Annotated in this window: 15 protein-coding genes and 1 pseudogene; 6 read left to right on the forward strand and 10 right to left on the reverse strand. The window is 48.2% G+C overall.

Annotation, left to right across the window (positions count from 1 at the left end; all coding sequences use genetic code 11):
• Nucleotides 1-95: 95 nt before the first annotated feature.
• Complete coding sequence (locus ON05_RS02485; protein ID WP_010481238.1) at nt 96-1034, forward strand: DUF4351 domain-containing protein; 939 nt, start codon at nt 96-98, stop codon at nt 1032-1034.
• Between the two features lie 83 nt (nt 1035-1117).
• On the opposite strand, the gene ON05_RS02490 is transcribed toward ON05_RS02485, so the two are convergent.
• Nucleotides 1118-1375 (reverse strand): hypothetical protein, encoded by a 258-nt coding sequence (locus ON05_RS02490; protein ID WP_010481236.1) that lies wholly within the window; start codon nt 1373-1375, stop codon nt 1118-1120.
• Nucleotides 1376-1778: 403 nt separating this feature from the next.
• The gene (locus ON05_RS02495; RefSeq protein WP_085945264.1) at nt 1779-2069 is read right to left on the reverse strand and encodes a hypothetical protein; all 291 of its coding nucleotides are present in this window, start codon (nt 2067-2069) and stop codon (nt 1779-1781) included.
• Nucleotides 2070-2716: 647 nt separating this feature from the next.
• Here ON05_RS02495 and ON05_RS02500 point away from each other — a divergent pair.
• The 3 genes from ON05_RS02500 to ON05_RS02510 all read left to right on the forward strand — a co-directional run bounded on the left by ON05_RS02500 (nt 2717) and on the right by ON05_RS02510 (nt 7286).
• Nucleotides 2717-5479 carry an alkaline phosphatase PhoX gene (locus ON05_RS02500; protein ID WP_010481233.1) on the forward strand — a complete coding sequence of 921 codons (2763 nt, stop codon included), beginning with the start codon at nt 2717-2719 and terminating at the stop codon, nt 5477-5479.
• 234 nt (nt 5480-5713) lie between these two features.
• Nucleotides 5714-6835: a GSCFA domain-containing protein gene (locus ON05_RS02505; protein ID WP_010481231.1), complete on the forward strand. Its 1122-nt coding sequence runs from the start codon at nt 5714-5716 to the stop codon at nt 6833-6835.
• A 262-nt stretch (nt 6836-7097) separates the two neighbouring features.
• Entirely contained in the window at nt 7098-7286 is a 189-nt protein-coding gene (locus tag ON05_RS02510) for a hypothetical protein (RefSeq protein ID WP_085945263.1), read from the forward strand.
• A gap of 14 nt (nt 7287-7300) precedes the next feature.
• Here the strand turns inward: ON05_RS02510 and ON05_RS02515 are convergent, their stop codons facing one another.
• From ON05_RS02515 to ON05_RS02550, 8 genes are all read right to left on the reverse strand, one after another.
• The gene (locus ON05_RS02515) at nt 7301-8149 is read right to left on the reverse strand and encodes an efflux RND transporter periplasmic adaptor subunit (RefSeq protein ID WP_236619181.1); all 849 of its coding nucleotides are present in this window, start codon (nt 8147-8149) and stop codon (nt 7301-7303) included.
• Nucleotides 8098-8385, reverse strand: coding sequence for a hypothetical protein (locus ON05_RS02520; RefSeq protein ID WP_010467569.1), 288 nt, complete (start codon nt 8383-8385; stop codon nt 8098-8100). Before ON05_RS02520 ends, ON05_RS02515 begins: the two co-directional genes overlap by 52 nt.
• Before the next feature lies 1 nt (nt 8386).
• On the reverse strand, nt 8387-9484 hold the full coding sequence (locus tag ON05_RS02525) for an ATP-binding protein (protein ID WP_010467570.1): 1098 nt from the start codon (nt 9482-9484) through the stop codon (nt 8387-8389).
• A complete protein-coding gene (locus ON05_RS02530; RefSeq protein WP_010467571.1) occupies nt 9471-10511 on the reverse strand; it encodes a metal-dependent hydrolase in 1041 nt (346 codons plus the stop codon). The genes ON05_RS02525 and ON05_RS02530 overlap by 14 nt, the downstream gene beginning before the upstream one ends.
• On the reverse strand, nt 10508-11443 hold the full coding sequence (locus tag ON05_RS02535) for an ATP-binding protein (protein WP_010467573.1): 936 nt from the start codon (nt 11441-11443) through the stop codon (nt 10508-10510). Before ON05_RS02535 ends, ON05_RS02530 begins: the two co-directional genes overlap by 4 nt.
• Before the next feature lie 96 nt (nt 11444-11539).
• Nucleotides 11540-12055: a hypothetical protein gene (locus ON05_RS02540; RefSeq protein ID WP_010467574.1), complete on the reverse strand. Its 516-nt coding sequence runs from the start codon at nt 12053-12055 to the stop codon at nt 11540-11542.
• Nucleotides 12034-12300, reverse strand: coding sequence for a hypothetical protein (locus tag ON05_RS02545; protein ID WP_029314908.1), 267 nt, complete (start codon nt 12298-12300; stop codon nt 12034-12036). Before ON05_RS02545 ends, ON05_RS02540 begins: the two co-directional genes overlap by 22 nt.
• Nucleotides 12301-12419: 119 nt before the next feature.
• Complete coding sequence (locus ON05_RS02550) at nt 12420-13091, reverse strand: helix-turn-helix transcriptional regulator (RefSeq protein ID WP_010467578.1); 672 nt, start codon at nt 13089-13091, stop codon at nt 12420-12422.
• Between the two features lie 160 nt (nt 13092-13251).
• On the opposite strand from ON05_RS02550, the gene ON05_RS02555 reads away from it, so the two are divergent.
• Together ON05_RS02555 and ON05_RS02560 are read left to right on the forward strand one after the other, a co-directional pair.
• Entirely contained in the window at nt 13252-15462 is a 2211-nt protein-coding gene (locus ON05_RS02555) for an AAA family ATPase (protein ID WP_262561097.1), read from the forward strand.
• A 63-nt stretch (nt 15463-15525) separates the two neighbouring features.
• Nucleotides 15526-17054, forward strand: a pseudogene (locus ON05_RS02560) (IS5 family transposase).
• Nucleotides 17055-17132 lie beyond the last annotated feature (78 nt).

The following is a 17132-nucleotide window of genomic DNA, read 5'->3' on the forward strand; positions in this document are numbered from 1 at the left end:
CTTCTCGGTGCGGCAGCACGGAAACTACCGACGAACTCAGCAACTGTAGATCAAGCAAAACACCGTCATTCCAGGGAAGTAGGAGGTATAGAGGATTGGCATCACAAGGGTCCATTGATCATGACGGCTTATTCAAAGAACTGATTGAAACCTTCTTTTGGGAATTTCTGGAATTATTTTTACCTCAGGTTGTGGACTATGTGGACCCTACCTCTGTTACCTTTTTGTCCCAAGAGGTCTACAGCAGCATTGGAGCTGAAGAGAAACGACTGATCGACTTGCTGGCTCGCGTTAAGTTTCGAGAGCAGGAGAGCTATTTTCTCTTCCAAATTGAGCCGCAATCTTCTCAACAAAAAGAATTTGAGAAACGAATGTTTTTCTATTTCGGGCGATTGCATGAGAAATATGACTTGCCCATTTATCCTGTAGTGATCTTTTCCTATGACAATCCTCGACAGGCTGCAGAAAATTCTTATCAGATTGGATTTCCCGATTTTCAAGTTTTACAGTTTAATTTCCAAGCGATTCAGCTGAATCGACTAAACTGGCGAGATTACTTAAGGCAACAAAATCCCGTTGCTGCCGCATTAATGACCAAGATGCAAATTGCGGTGGAAGATCGGCCCCAGGTGAAACTGGAATGCCTACGGATGCTAGCTACACTGCAGCTTGATCCAGCAAGAACGATGTTTCTCTCACAATTTATTGATACCTACCTGAAGTTGGCAGCGGATGAGGAGCAACGCTTTCAAGCAGAAGTTGATAGATTGGAAACAGCAGAACGGGACGCCATTATGCAAACAGTAACGAGTTGGGAAGAGAGGGGCCTGATACGAGGCAGGCTGGAAGGACAAGTCCAGTTGGTACTCCGTCTACTTCACCGTAAGGTTGGAACAATTCCGGCTGAAGTAGAGACTGATATTCAAGCGCTAGAAACTAACCAGATAGAAGCTTTAGGGGAAGCGCTACTTGAATTTGACGATATCAGTGATTTAATAGCCTGGCTGCAACTGGTGGAAAGACCTAAAGATTGAGCGATTAAGAAGCAAAACCTTTACTACCCGATTTCACAGCAAGAACGGCACGGAATCGTTTGAAGTTAGGTAATTTGCTATGTCTAAGGGAGCGATAGATTGCAGAGTGTTCGATTCACAAAGCTCAGATAATCATCAATCTCTTCATATCTATCGAGTTCTTGTTCTTCCGCTGCGCTTAAAGTTGTGGTTTGTTGTTTGGCGAGTAATGACTCAATATGAGCTTGAACCGAACTAGAGGCTCGGAATACCGGAATGCCTTCTTCTAACTCAATGCAAACTGCCCCTTCTGGAAGGGTTTCGGGGAGATGGTCGAGTTTGGGGGGCAGTGCAATACTCATAACTCGCAAGAACATGCTTTGGAATCTAGCTTGATTGTAACTGAGGGATGCCAACCTCCCGGCAATGTAGGTTGTCTATCGTGTTCTAGCCTGGATTGCTTCAAACGCTGATGGCAAGGGAACTCCTCAAAACAGACTGTAGTTCAAACAAATGCTGGATTTAACCTGTGGAGAGGTGCTTGAGGCACTCCAAAAATCGTCATGAATAATGCAGGCTAGACTGCATTGGTTTCAAAGATATTGCTGCTGTTGGCTTGGAAGAAGATTGGCCTGAGAGGAGATAAGCTGGCTGAAAGCATCCTGTCTTCAAGATGATGCGCTCTACATTTCTTGTGTTCGTTACTCTTTGGATGCCAGCCAATAAAAAAGGGCCGAGGCCCAGCAGGACCCCGACCCAAGCAAACTAAGCAACCCGGCAAGCACTGGGAAATGCATTGGACAACTCCAACAACACCGACCGCTGAGCCTGGAACCGAATGACGCACAACTGAGCACCAGAAGACACCACAGAGACCCGAGACGCCCCCATGGCCTGGAGCTTGGCCACCGCCGGATCGACGGAAGCCACAGGCACACCCGCTAACTCGGCCCAGCCCGACCCGGACAACCGCAAGAAGCAGCAAGACCAAGCCCCAGAAGGCATGGCTGAAGGCAACTGGACGGAAGGCGCGGGAGAACGAAGCAAAGTCAGCATGGTAACCCCTATAAAAACGAATAGAAACAACTGAAGAAGCATGGCGAATAACCAGCAACAACGCTCTTTGGAAACCACATGTTGCCCGGCGTTGCCACCCCGGTTGGGTCGGGGGGATGGGGTGCCCCCCAAGGAAAAAGTGCGATCGCACATCGATATCAACCCCCAACCGCTTGCGAGGACACGGACTAAACGCAGCGGAGCCAGTTACCATTTTTGAGCTAAGAGATAAAAATTTAACTAAATAAATATCGATAAAGTACCAACACTAAAACTCTAATGGATGCTGAATAAATTCTCTTGAAAATAAGTTTAAAGAGTTGAATGAGTTTTTCCTGAGAGAACCATTAGAGCCCCGTTATTAGATGGTTAAGATAATTTTTTATTTATAGAATATTTAACTTTTTAATATTCAAAATTTAACCTGGCAGACATAGACTTTGAATGCTTGAAACATAGCCTCAGTCTGCTTTTTAGTACGACTTTACTTGAGTCTATATTCTTTAATTTCTTGTTTCATAGGGAGAAGTTTCTTTACATTAATGCCCTCTTTTTTTCTTTGGCTTTTGTTCGTCGTATCTAAATTTCAAGAGTTCCAGCTTTTTCCATTTAGTCCAATTAATGTTTATTGACTTAGGAATTGTTTTATGAGTTTTACGACTGCATTTCCCTCTCAGGTCATTGGGCAGAACGGTTATTCTGTCGTTCCCTTAGTCACTATCGGCGAGATTATCCCTGACACGACGGGTGCATTGAATAGCTCCACCGCGGGTGATTATCAACCCGTGGGTATCTTGGATGGTGCAGGGGCAATCCGCTTCGATGATGATACGGTTCGCGCTTTCGTCAACCATGAGTTGGTGGATCAAAGTGGCGTGCCCTACTCCCTAACAGCAGAGGATGGCAGCACCTTTGATGTCACCGGTGGACGCATTTCTTACTTTGATATCAACATCAACACGTTTGAAATTGAAGATGCCGGAATTGCTTACAACCGTGTATTTGATGCCAATGGTGATATCGCTTCCGATACCTCTATCTTTGGCCAAGTTCGTGTAGGCTCTGATGATCCGACCTTGCGACCCATCGAGGGATTTTCCCGTTTTTGTTCCGGTGGCTTGACTGAAGCTGAACAATTTGGCCTAGGTATGGGGTTGGTAGATGACATCTACTTTGCCGGAGAAGAGGTCGGTGGTAGCCGGAACCGAGTAGGGGGTGCCAATTGGGCGTTGGATATTGCTACCGGTGATATCTATCAATTACCTGCCTTTGGTAGAGGATCTTGGGAGAACACCACTGAAATTGATACGGGTACAACCAGTCATGTTGCCTTTGTCTTAGCCGATGACCAATCTCCCTTTGATTTTGATGACGATGGCGAAGTTGAAGGCGCGCCGTTCTACCTTTATGTGGGTGAAAAGAATGCCAATTCCGATAACTTCCTAGAGCGAAATGGCTTAGCTGGCGGGAACCTTTACGTTTGGGTGCCTGACGCCAACCAGGATGACGCCACGGATAATGACGTCTTAAATGCCCTCCAGTTTAATGGTGCAGGCACCACGGAAGCGGGCACCTGGGTACAGATTGATAACGCTGCGCAACCAGACCAAGCTTCATTAGACGGGGCCACCGGCTTTGATCAATTTGGGTATCCCACCCAAGGCAACCTCATTACTCAAGCTGAAGCAGCGGGTGCCTTTGTCGTCTCCCGACCCGAAGACGTTGCCACTAACCCCAATAATCCCAGTGAAATTGTCCAAGCGGTGACGGGGGTAGATACATTTGCGATTGGCCCTGATGGCAACGGGGCGGATTCCTTTGGTGCCCTCTATACCCTGGATACAGATTTTTCTAACTTCACGAATGGGGGGCCGCTCACGGCAACGGCCAAGGTTATTTACGATGGGGATGAAGATCCCAACCGGAGTCTTCGCAGCCCTGACAATTTAGACTGGAGCCCAGATGGCTTTATCTATGTGCAAGAGGATGAAGCAGAAGAGGATACCCTGGCCACGGGTGAGTTTCTATTTGGTCAGGGTGCAGCCAATCCCAATGAAGCCAGTATTGTCAGAGTTGACCCCAATACCACCCCTGAGGAAGCCGCAGTCGGTGCGAATGTGACGACCATCGGAGTTGTCGATCGCAGTCAGATTTTTGATCCGACCATTCCAGATCCCTCAACCGCTGTAGATGAAGATTTTGAGCGGACTGAAGATGGAATCTTCGGCCCAGGAGAAATACAGCTAGCGGATGGAACCATCTTGGATGCGGGTGAGTGGGAAACCTCTGGCATCGTCGATGTGTCTGATTTATTTGGAGAAGAAGCAGGCACTATTTTCCTCTTTGATGTGCAAGCTCATGGTTTAGCGGACCAAGACGATGAAAACCCTGTATTTGGAGATGTGACAGCTCTTACGGACGACAACTTATCTGAAGGGGGACAGCTTGCCCTGCTCATCCGATCCGACTCCATCGAGGTGGACAACGATGCTATCAAGCTCGGTACAGAGGGGGATGATGATTTAACGGGGAACGCGGAAGATAACTCTATTCGCGGTCTGGCTGGAGATGATGATATCACTGGCCAGGGTGGAGATGATGACCTGTTTGGCGGACTCGGCGATGATGACGTCAAAGGGGGGCGCGGTGATGATGGCGTTTGGGGAGGTGCTGGCGATGACGACCTTTCCGGAGGCCGAGGAGATGACACCGTGATTGGTGCCGATGGCGAAGATGAACTCCGAGGCGGTCGCGGCGATGATTCCCTTAATGGGGGTGCTGATAACGATACCCTTCGAGGCGGTCGAGGGGATGACACCCTCATCGGGGGGGCTGGTGATGATGAGCTGCGAGGCGGTCGCGGCGATGATTCCCTTGTCGGTGGTGGAGGTTCGGATGACCTCGATGGCGGTAGAGGAATAGATACCGCAGACTTCAGCGATTTGGAGTTTGCTGTCACTGCAAGTTTAGAGGATGGTACAGCCACCTATGAACCTGCCCCGGACGTCACGGTCACAGACACCCTAGAGAATATTGAAAATCTGACGGGAACCGCATTCGATGATTCTCTGACTGGCGACGCTGGCGCTAATGTTCTCAATGGCATCGGGGGAACTGATGAGTTAACCGGTGGCGGAGACAGTGATACGTTCATCTTGGGTGATGAAACAGGTACCTTTTACACCGAGGCAGGGACAACGGATGTCGCTAACATTACTGATTTCGTTTCGGGTGAGGATGTCCTCCAGCTTGCAGGCAGTATCAACGACTATTCCTTCTTTGGAATTGGAGAAAGCTCATCCTTTGCAATTGCCCTTGATGATGGCAATGGAACATTCGATTTTCTCAATGATGATCTGATTGCCTTTGTCGATGATGGATTTGCTGAGTCTGATTTAGTGTTTGTCTAACATGACTAAGCGGTTCATCAGCCCATAAATATGGAGAAATATCTGAAGGGTGGTTACTTTAATTCAGATATTTCTCCTTTACTCTTTCAATGTAAGGAATTTGGAAATAGATATGAAATCACTTCAAAGACTTTAAAGCATAACGATTAAGGCGATATAGCAGACGGATGACAGGGAATTTTCCCCTTCAATCAATTAAAAAACTGAATTGAACACTAGGCTGATTTTTTGATTATGACTAGACCTGAACAGCAAAATAAGTTGATCCATCCAGCTATTCCGGGACATTCTCTTTTAAACCGATGGAATAAAGGTGAACGATCTGCTTGTGAAAGACTGAATAAAGGTGTGGTGATTCCTGAATGGAATCCCTCCTTTCAAATTGCGCCAGATGCAAAAGTCTTTGCCATCGGGTCTTGCTTTGCTCGCAATATTGAAATAGAACTCCAAAAATTGGGGGTTCATGTCACCAGTGCCAATCCGTTTAGCGATGTTATGGAAGTTCGCACGAATTTGCAGCTGGGGCTACTCAATAAATACAATCCCATCTCCATTCACCAAGAATTGGCTTGGGCCGCAGGGGAGAGTTCATTCCCCAATAATGGATTTATAGACTGCAACGGGAAGTTATCTGATCCCTTTCTTCGAGAGCAAACCCCTGGCGGCGACTTAGAAAAAATGAAGGCCCGCAGGACTGCCCTGGAGGACTATTTTGCTCAAATCTATCAAGCGGATCTGGTGATCATTACCCTTGGATTGACAGAAACTTGGTTTGATCGATTAACGAAACTAGCGATTACAGAAGCGCCTTCTCCCCGATTAATGAAGCTTTATCCTCAACGGTTTGGTTTTAAACAGCTGTACCATCCTGATTGCATCAAGGTGCTCCAATCGATTTGCGCGCTTTTAAAAAAATATGGAAAACCCAATCATAAAATTATCTTGACCGTGTCACCCGTCGCTCTCAAGCGTACATTTTCTGGGCAAGATGTGGTCGTAGCCAATATGATGTCAAAATCGACATTACGCTCAGCAGCAGGAGAGATTGCTGCCCATATTGAGGAAGTAGACTATTTCCCCAGCTATGAAGCAGTAATGATGTCAGACCCGTTGCTGGTATGGCAGGAAGATCTTCGTAATGTCACAGAATTTATCGTAAATCAAATCATGAATGAATTTGTTCAAAGGTATGGATTAAAAGCTCCACAAACTAAAGAACAGATCCAGTCAAATTATCATTTTTTGCTGCAAAGAAGACTAGCACTCTCGAAAAAAAATGCAAATTTGCTAGGTAATATCTTGAGTGAACATAGTCAACAGAATCCAAACTTGGATTTCCACAAATTTGGAACTTAGTAGGCATACCATATTAAAGGAATAACTTTTCTTCAAGAAATTTGCATTTCAGTCTTCTCATATCACAATCTTGGGCTCAATAATCTCTAGTGGGTACAGAATGAAGAGAGAAATATAGTGAGTTGATCTGGTTGGAATAATTTTAATCAGCAGGTTTACTAGAATCATTCGTCCAAGAGACGGTCTGTGCCAGTGTCGCAGAAGCCTGCTTCTGTAGCTGCTTGCGCTTGTCATCATAGAACTTGAGTGTATTGAGATTGACATGCCGGAAATACGCCTGGGCATTCTCTTGGCTGTTGGGTGTACGTTTGTCAATGGAGAGTTGGTCTTAAGAGATGAAGAGATCAACGTCACTCCGAAAGGGTTAAAGCGGTTTTACACAATTTGGCAAGCACCGACGAGGACCTCAAATGATACTCGGGATAACTCTAGCTTTTCGACTCACCAGTGAGCCAGGATAGTTCTCTAGTAAGAGGTTAGCCTATCTGACCTTGACTCGAAAAAGTGGACGTTCCCATGATGTGCTTTTGGGTGATTGGCTTTGACCTGATACTTAGACCGTACAGTCACAGTCATCTCAATCTGCAACTCTCGATTGGTTTGTCCCACCCATTTGATTGATTTAATCCAGCCGTTGATGGGGGAATGTACCAGACCCATAGTGTTTAACTTCTCCTCAATCTCCTGCAATTGGGCCGTAAGCTCACCTGTTTGAGTCGAAGAATGCTGTAGAACTTTATTCCTCTGCTGAGAGTCCTGTAGCTTGGCAATTGCGATTGCAAGCTCTCCCTTGGCTTGCAGATACTGGTTCTGCAATTGCCCCAATGGAATATTCTCAGAAATTGGCAGCACGGAGCGGGCATAGTCTGTCCAGGGAGAATCGGCATAGAAAGCTGAGATTGCACTTCTCGCCTGTTCCACATTGAAGCGGGCTTGCTCCACCTCAGCTTCCTCCACTGCAGAGAGGGAAGATATGGCTGGCCTTTGAATTTGCTTAAGTTTGCGGCGCACAATATTACGCTTCCACATGAGCCTGGTTCGGATTGCAGAGCGTTCGCTCAGAAGTTGCCCCTTTACGACTTCATCACCAACCTTGACCTTTAAATCTTCTGGCCGATCTAAGGTCAACCGCAACTTTAATCGTCGAGGAGTATTCTTTTTGGGAGGTGCTGGTCGAAGTGTACTGGTGGGCGACACAGCAGCAATCGTCTCAGTAGTTTCATTTGAAATCTGGGGCTGAGCACACCCCACCAATAGCAACGCTATCGCGATCCCCGTTCTCGCTTCCATTTTGCAATCAACTTTCTTGAACATCCCGTCCCCGTCACCTGTTGAACATGCTGAATCAACGTAGAATATGTAGCCCCTGCTTCTGCCTGATCCAACGCTTTATAGACCTGAGCAATTCGTCGCCAATGGGGACCATTTGGTTTAGAGGGTGGAGGCGGAGTCAGTGCTTCCCGCAAATTCTGAACAAAGTCCCGGTTCACCTCCACATTTAGCCAAGCTGGAACATTATTTCTGATGATAGCTCTAGCTTTGGTAATCAAATTAGCCCCCCTTCTGAATCCTTTGAAAATAAGGGGTGATCTCCACCTTTTGAGCTTGAGTTCCAAATCGACATAATGCCGTCAATGGCTTTAGCTGAGCGACTTTCTGTTCCGCAAATCGAAACTTCCGAGCTACTTTCTTTGCTTCCGTCTGATCAACGGGTAAAACGATTTTGGTGGCAGAGTTGCCAATGACGTCTAAGCTCAAATGTCTTTCTGATTGAGAGGCCAGAACTAAAGCCAAACCGTATTTACGACCGTCAGCGATGATACGATCGCAAGCTGACCCAGTGACCTTGGGCATCTCTTTCGCTTCATCGATGAATAAATAGGTGTGAGGTAGCTTACCCTCAATCTCACCTCGCAACCGATGATTGTTCATCAGTTGGCGGGCCAGGGATTCAGCAGCGATGGCTGCTAACGCAGGGGGCAACTTTGATAAATCCACGCGAATCAGCTTCTCGCTCAACTCCGGTTGAGCCCGATTAAAAATGCCGTAGGTAAAGGTCGCTGCTAACTTGAGCTGTAACTTCTGGCTATCCTTGCAACCATCCTCAATTCGGTCTTCAATGACCCTTTGCACATCCGTAAAGTTGGGAGGCTCTAACGTCCAGGTCGAACTATCAGATTGGAGAATCCCCCGACGGTGATAGCACTCTCCCAAAACCTCCAACGCAAGACCCTCCTGATTAGGGCCTAACCGCAAAGTCTTCTTCAGCAGTGCTGCCACCTGGATTGCTTGTAAGTTGGGACCCCCACCCTCTGGATCCAAATTCAACACCAGCAGATTGATGCCCCAATCACTACTCATATGAAGAGGGAAGCAAGTCTCCCCCTTAATGTCTTGATCACCATGAAAGTCGATCAAGATGACTTGGATTTGAGGATAGGTCTGGCGCAGTGCATAGGCGATCGCTTTCAGGGTCTGCGTCTTGCCCGACCCACTCGCACCAATCGCCACGATATGGCCATTGGGCAACATTTCAGGATTCCAATAGGCACTACCCAACAGGATCCCATCTTCCTCGATCAAATCATTAGTCTGTGGGGTATTGGGGCTGAGTACAGCTTGGGGTAGCGGTTTCTCACGAGCGAACATTGATGGTCCTCACAATAAGTGATCCAGAGGCAAAGTAGGAGCCAAGCTGCTGAGCAACTTCCTGTGGACTGGCTGATACGAGATGTGCGATCGCATATCCCTGAGCAGGCTGTAACGTAATTGTGTTGAATTGCTGAGGGTTGGTCCGCAGTTGAAGATCTTCCGAATCCTCAATGGTCAAAGTCCCGGTAATGTAGGTGCGTTCTGGGGGTAAATTGGCAACAGCAGCGTAAACATCATCACTATCCAAATTGATGGATTGAAGCTGAACTGAAATAGGTGAACTCCGCTGCACCTGAATCTGACTCGCTAGAATTTGAGACTCTTGGCTAACCCCTGCCCGGTAGACGATTCCCTGTGAATCCCTGACCAGTAAGTCATTCTGAGTCAGGGGTTTAATCACCTCAAAGCTGGCATCAATGCGCTGCTGGGTAATGGCATTTCGGCCACGGATTTGGGCAATCATCAGATACTTGCTGCCCTCTTCACCGACAATTTCCACAGCCCCACTGGGAACACCCAGGACTTTGTTGAAAGCAGTGAGGACGCCACCGTTGCTGTTGATGTTTATGGTTGCGATCGCCACCGCCAATAGAGCTACAAACACAAAAACTTCAGCACCACTGCCAGTGGACAACCTCATTCGAGGATTGCCAGGAATTACCAACCGAGCAGAGCTGGGATAAAACGCACAGACCCCAGACTTGGTAAACACATCCCCAAACCAGCCAAAAAAATAACCTAAGATAACCGCTTGCCAAATGCTCTGTCTAAAGGACATCAGGGGCATAGAAATGAAAGCAATCAGCCCAGTGGCAATCAAGCTATGGGTAACTGACCGATGGGGAAAGCGCTTTTCTAGCCATCGGCTTACAGGGAAGAGAATTCTGCCTGGAAGAGATTTACTCGTATCCATATCTGGGAGCTGGGCTGCTAGGGCAGCCGCTCCCAGCACAACTGGATCTGCCGTTCCCATCGTTAAAGCAGTCCCCGCAATACTCAAAGCAGTATGGGTGACAATCATCATCGGCCTAACTTCCCTGACTTGCGCGGCATGGCATAGACCAAAAGACGAATTACACCGACTGCCACGGTAAGAATGCCACCGATTAAATAGAGGCTGGTGCTGTTAAGCCCCAGGCCAATAAAGCGGGTAATAACCAGAATCATCAGGCCAGCAATCAGAAACGGAGTGCCATCAATCCATTGCGTGTGGTCCGGGTTGGTCGCATCGAGACCCAGATATTCTTCACGCACAACCCGTTGAGCCAGCATTGGATTGCCACCACAGCGCTGCTGCAGCTTGGATAGTTGAGACGGCATCATATCGATACCCAGACTTTGAGCTGTGGACCGCATAATCTGACGAATCGGTTTATCAGGTAATGGCTTCAATTCGATTCGAGGAAGCCGCAAAAAGATATCTCGGGCTGGTGGGAAAGTTGCTAGCAGCAATAGAGACTGACCTTGGTCATGGAGCTGAGCCAGCCAGGTGCGAAACTGAACCGTATACCGATGGGCATCATCACAGATGACAAAGGCGGTATTGTCTTTGAGCCATTCTGAGATCGCAGTCGATAACTGGTTCGAGGTAAGAGATTTCCCTTCTATGGTTACTGTTTCAACACCTAACTGCTGAGCTATATCCAAATAGGCTTGTTTCGCTGTTAATGGATGTTCGATCGCAACCATAAAACCCAATTCCTGCAGTTCTTCAGCCACGGCTTCCCCCAGGACACTTTTGCCGATGCCCGCCTCACCGACGACTAGCAAGCTGGAGTTGGCTTGAAGGGCAGCAACAATTCGATTTTTTTCTGCCCTTCTATAGAGGGGAAGGGAAACGGAACTGGCGGGAATACTGGAAAGCGATCGCCGCTGGGAGCCATCTTTAGACACAGCATAGAGATAGACCCGCTCTTCACCGTTGGCGAGTCGCCGTTTGTGGCGTTTAATCGGCATGGTGTTGAGTTCCGATTTGGGGTTCCGGTTTTGGAGACTCCGATCTATGAGTAAGGATGACGGTGATACCGATTGCGATCGCAGCAATCAATACCGTTAACAGACGACTTCGACGACGTTCAGCTCGGAGTCGCTTGGCTTGCCATTGAGCGATTTCGGAGATTGTGTCGAACCATTCCCCCCAGCCGTGATCTGGGCTAGCGGGGTGGGGGATAAAAAATGGTCGGGGTCATAGTAAACGGCGACCCCCGCCAGCATTTGTTTGAGCTGGGTTTGGGAGTCATTGACGGCCTGCTGGAGTTTAGGATCCGTAAATTGGCGAGAAGCGCAATGCATCATGGTCAAGGCATCGAGGGAAATGAGAAGTCCTGCTGCTCGGTGCTCTGCGGCCTGTTGCACATAGCGAAGATCCTGCTGCGCTTCGGCTTCCGTCTCAGAATCGGCTGCAGTATGGGCTTTGGAGCTGACGGACTGTTTTTTACTGGCTCTGCGTTGGACCTCTTCTAGGACTTCTTCAGGGTATTCGTCCGCTTTAGGGTAGCCGAGTTCGGCTGCGATCGCTTCAATCTTGCGACGACTGCCATATTTCATCAGTTCAGTGATTGGTACCATTCGGGATTCCTCATTTTTTCAAGAAGCTCTGTTCTACTGCCGCCACACGCATAATGCTGGTTCATAGCCCTCAGTTGTGCCATCTGTTCTTCATCAAATTCCTGCAAACCCACCTCAAAGCTCAAATCAGCACACCACTTACTGATGAGGCTAGGGTCGAGAGGATGGGCAGGTGATCTTCCCCGCTCCTCCGACAGAATTTGCAAGGCATCTTTACGAGACAACAACAGAGATGAACGATTCACAAATAGCTGAATGAATTATTCACATTGATAGGTAAGTCTTTTAGAAAGGCATACAAATAACCATATTAGTTTATTTGTACTATATTGAGTGATTTTTCTACTGAGCTGTAGCAAAATAATTAGAATCGCTTCCCACCCCAAATCACTCGGCCAATAATCTGAAACTCCTCCGTCAACTGAGATAAATCCACCTCAATTGGCTGATAGATGGGATTATCACTAATAATCTTCAAAACCTTTCCCGATAACCAATGCAGACGTTTAATCTGCAAATGTCCATCCCGGCGCAACACATAAACTCCATCCGTTCCCCCTTCCGCTTGATGCTGATCCACCAGCACCACATCTCCAGGTCGCAGAGTTGGCTCCATAGAATCTCCACTGACATGAATCAAACTCAAATGAGCTGGGCTAGTACGTAATTCACTACGAATCCAGGATCGACTAAACGCGATCAGTTCCTCGATCTGCTCCTTGTCCCCAGCAATCATGCCTTCCCCAGCTCCCGCTTGAACATCGTAGAGAGGGATTTGGACATAAGTGCCATCACCAATCCCCCCATCCGACCGCCGAATAGGTCCCCGACCCAACACTAGCCATTCAATATTGACCTCAAGCTTTTCAGCCAGTAGCTCCAAATAGTTTCGAGCGGGTTCCGTGCCCGCCATCCATTTTCGGATCGTTCGGTCATTCACCCCGACCACTTTAGCGAGATGAGTTGCATTTTTGTACTCATCCACCAAGATAGCCATTCGACCTGTAAAACTCTCTGCATTAAAGACCTTACGCATGGGGTTGTCCACCACTGACTCATGCCAAGAATTATATGACTATTCTGCATCAATATCCTTTTTTGAGATAGTACATATATACTGTTTAAAGAAATCGCCTTTCTGCAGGTGTCCTATCCATGGGTCTGACCAGCAGATAGGTTTTGCGTTGGGCATTTATATGTTTGAGATTCAAGACTTTATCAACTTCAACGCTAGCGGACGAGCGTACTGTCCTAGCTGCTGTCGTAAAAAGGGGCGTCGTCCATCCCAGAAAAGCTTGGCTCTGTTAGACAGTGGAGCGTACAAATGTCATGCAGGCTGTACTCCTGAAGAAATCCGCGACAGCCTAAGTACAGAAAGGTCTGTCGCTAAGAATCAGGTGAATTCAGATCCCCCGTTAGTCTATTTTGCGAATCAACTACAGGCGACTACCGATTGGTTGCTCAATGGCAATGATGGAAAACGAGGACAGGCACAACAGTGGCTGAAAGAACGAGGGATAACCACTGAGCTAATTCAACACTATCGTTTAGGTTTGGTGACCCATCATAGTCGAGCTGGAATTGTCATTCCTGTTTCTGCAGATGATCAAGATACTCGTTACTACCGAAAGATCAGAATTGAACCTTGGGGCAATCGACCCACCTGGTCTCAGAAGGGGGTGCCTGCGATGGTCTACTTCACCCATAAGCCCAAGGCAGCTACGCAGACCTATCTATGTGAGGGGGAATGGGATGCGATCTTGTTGGGGTGGGCGATGCGAGACGATACGGAGATTGCGATCGCAACCTTCACTTGTGGCTGTAATGTCATTCCTCCCACTGAGCAACTTCAGCGTCTGCCTGGCCCAGTCACGATTTTCTATGACCTAGATCTTCCGGGGCAAAAGGGTGCAGAAAAGCTGGCTCACCAATTGGGAAATAGAGCCAGGATCGCTCAAGTGCCTTTTAATCAGACCCCCATTCCTAAGGGATGGGATATCAGCGATGCTCTGAATGCAGGTTGTAGCATCAGCCAAATCAAGGCCGCTGCACGACAGGCCACTCGGCCCAATCATAAGACTCATGATATCTGCCTCAACTATGAGCAGTGTCTGGAGAAGATTGACGAAATCCTTCAGATTGAAGATACTGCTCGCCAACTGTGGGAGCTAAACCAACTGGCAAAACGGGCCGAACTCTCGACCGCTCAGCTTCGCAAAATCCACCAGACGCGCTTGGAATGTGCTCGTCCTTTTGCCCCAATGGATGTGGTTGATTTCCTCGCCCGGGCTCCAGAAAGTCGAGAGTGGATTATTGCGGGCAAGATTCCCAAGGCCAGCACGATTGCGTTGATTGCAGATGGGGGTACGGGTAAAAGTCGGCTGAGCTATGATTTGGCCTATGCTGTGGCTTCTGGCCAATCTTGGAATGGCTTTCGGACGACTCAGGGTAAAGTTCTGATTATCCAAACTGATGAGCCGGATGTGGATTTCTCTGATTCCCTGCGGGATGCCAACTATGAGCAGTTCCAGCCGGGGATGGTGCAGGTGGAGACGGAATGGCAGTTTTCCCAACTGCCCCAGCTCACCCGCTGGATTGAGCAAGAGCGACCAACGTTAGTGATTATCGATTCCTTTACAGCTGCTAATCGGGCAAGTGAGCTAGCAGAGAAGGATACCAATTATGGGGCTTGTATCTATGACTTACGGAATATTGCGAATACCTATGGCTGCACATTTTTGATTCTCCACCATACGAACAAGCTAGGGGAGAGTCGGGGGACAACTGCGATTCCTGATAATGTCAGCGAAGTTTGGTATCTCCGTCACCCGAAGTCAGAAGACAACTTGCCTGAAGACCAGCGCATCTGGAGTATCAATAAATCTCGTAGTCGCTGTTCTGGCAAGTTTGTGATTAGCTATGACCCAGATGACTGTGTGATTGTTTACCACGGTGCCTTCAAATGCACACCACAAGGGCAAGGTGGTCTTGAAGGGAGATTATTAGACCATTTCCAACACGCTCCAGGGATTGTGTTTGAGATTGCTGAATTGGCCCTTCAGTTTAGCTGTAGTGAATCTCATATGCGCAGACTGGTGAAGCGCCTGTGGCGACAGGGCCATATTACGGAAGGGATCCGAGAGGTTGATGCCAATAATGGTCGCGGTGGCAAATCCCGCAAAAAAATATTCACGTATCCCGAATCAGATGATCAAGTGACTGAAACCCAATCTAGGCAAGGGCTAGTATCAGGTGATCGTAATTCACCCTCTTCGGATCAGGTGACTCCAACAACGGTATATCAAGGATCTTTGTCGTCTGATCACCCCATTGCTCAGACACGCGATTTAAATAGGGCTTGCTTCGAAAGTCTAAGGTTGAATATTTGCAGTGTATCCAAGTGTTGAGCGCCCTTGAGAAGTGCAAGGAAAATCGTTCAAAATACTCAAAACCTTTGCACATGCACCCCAATGTATCGTCGCCCATCCCCCGGTCAACTGTCCTTTAAGAACTTCTACTTGCCCTTCGGAGGCAAACTATCAGAAGAGAATCGCTGGGTCAAACTCGCCGAGCTGATTCCTTGGGAGAGCTTTGAGTCAGAGTATGCAGAGGAATTCAGTCAGACCATGGGGGCACCTGCCAAACCCTTTCGTGTGGCCTTAGGGACCTTAATCATCAAAGAGAAACTGGGTGTATCCGATGCAGAGACCGTAGAACAGATTCGAGAGAACCCCTACTTGCAGTACTTTCTGGGTTTTAGTGAATATCGAGAGAGTGCTCCGTTTGATGCCTCCATGCTGGTTCACTTTCGCCAACGGTTGAATCTAGAGCTGCTGACTCAAGTCAACGACGCAGTCGTGGAATCAGTGCTCGCATCTGAGGGTTCTCCTGTTGTGATGTCCCCTGAGTCATCTCCTTCTCCTGAAGATGACGAAGATGAGCCTCCTGCCCCTCCCAACCAGGGCCAATTGTTGATAGACGCGACCTGTGCGCCAGCCGATATTCGCTATCCGACAGACTTAGATCTGCTCAATGATGCCCGCAAAGCGAGTGAAGCCATCCTTGATGCTTTATATGCTCAAGTCATGCTGTCTCTCAAGGGCAAACCTCGCACCTACCGCCAAAAGGCCCGCAAAGCTTATCTGGCCATTGCCAAGAAACGTCAACCGAGTCGCAAGCTGATTCGTAAAGGGATTCGTCAGCAGTTGGGCTATGTGCGTCGGAATCTAGCCCACATTGATGGATTGATAGCTTTAGGAGCGTCTCTGTCCCGACTGTCCCGGCGACAGTACCGTCTGTTGCTGGTGATTCATGAAGTCTTTCGACAGCAAGAGTGGATGTATCAACAGCACGTGCGTCGAGTAGATGACCGTATTGTCAGCCTCACTCAGCCTCATGTCCGACCGATGGTCCGAGGCAAAGCTGGAGTACCTGTTGAGTTTGGGGCCAAGCTATCCCTCAGTTGTGTCAACGGATGTGTGTTTCTGGAACGTTTAAGCTGGGATGCGTTCAATGAATCCCAGCATCTTCAATATCAAGTGGAAGCTTTTCATCGTCGCTTTGGCCATTATCCTCTCTCAGTCCATGCCGACCAAATCTATCGAACCCGAGCTAATCGACGATGGTGTAAAGCTCGAGGTATCCGATTGAGTGGACCACCGTTAGGAAGACCTCAACAAGACCCCCAGGTGCAGGGCCAACTCAAGCAACAAGCACGGGAGGACGAAAAGGTGAGAGTCCAAATTGAGGGCAAGTTTGGGCAGGCCAAGCGAAGATTTGGCTTGAATCGAGTGATGGCGAAGTTAGCGGATACGGCTGCTAGTGCGATTGCTATCACGTTCTTGGTGATGAATCTAGAGCGGTGGCTCCGCCACCTTTTATCATTCATTTTTGGGTGGGATTGCTGGTGTTGGAAAGCGTTATGGAGCTGCCAGGGCTGCCTTGGGGCTTTTCTAGGGCCAGTGAAGGAATATGGCCCTGGCCGTCACAACTGGGTTGATTGTACGATTTGATGCCAGGAATTAGCTCAATTTACTTTTTCAGCAAACCCTAAATAATGGGCGTGAACTCGCTGTTC

Source organism: Acaryochloris sp. CCMEE 5410 (assembly GCF_000238775.2).
GTDB lineage: Bacteria > Cyanobacteriota > Cyanobacteriia > Thermosynechococcales > Thermosynechococcaceae > Acaryochloris.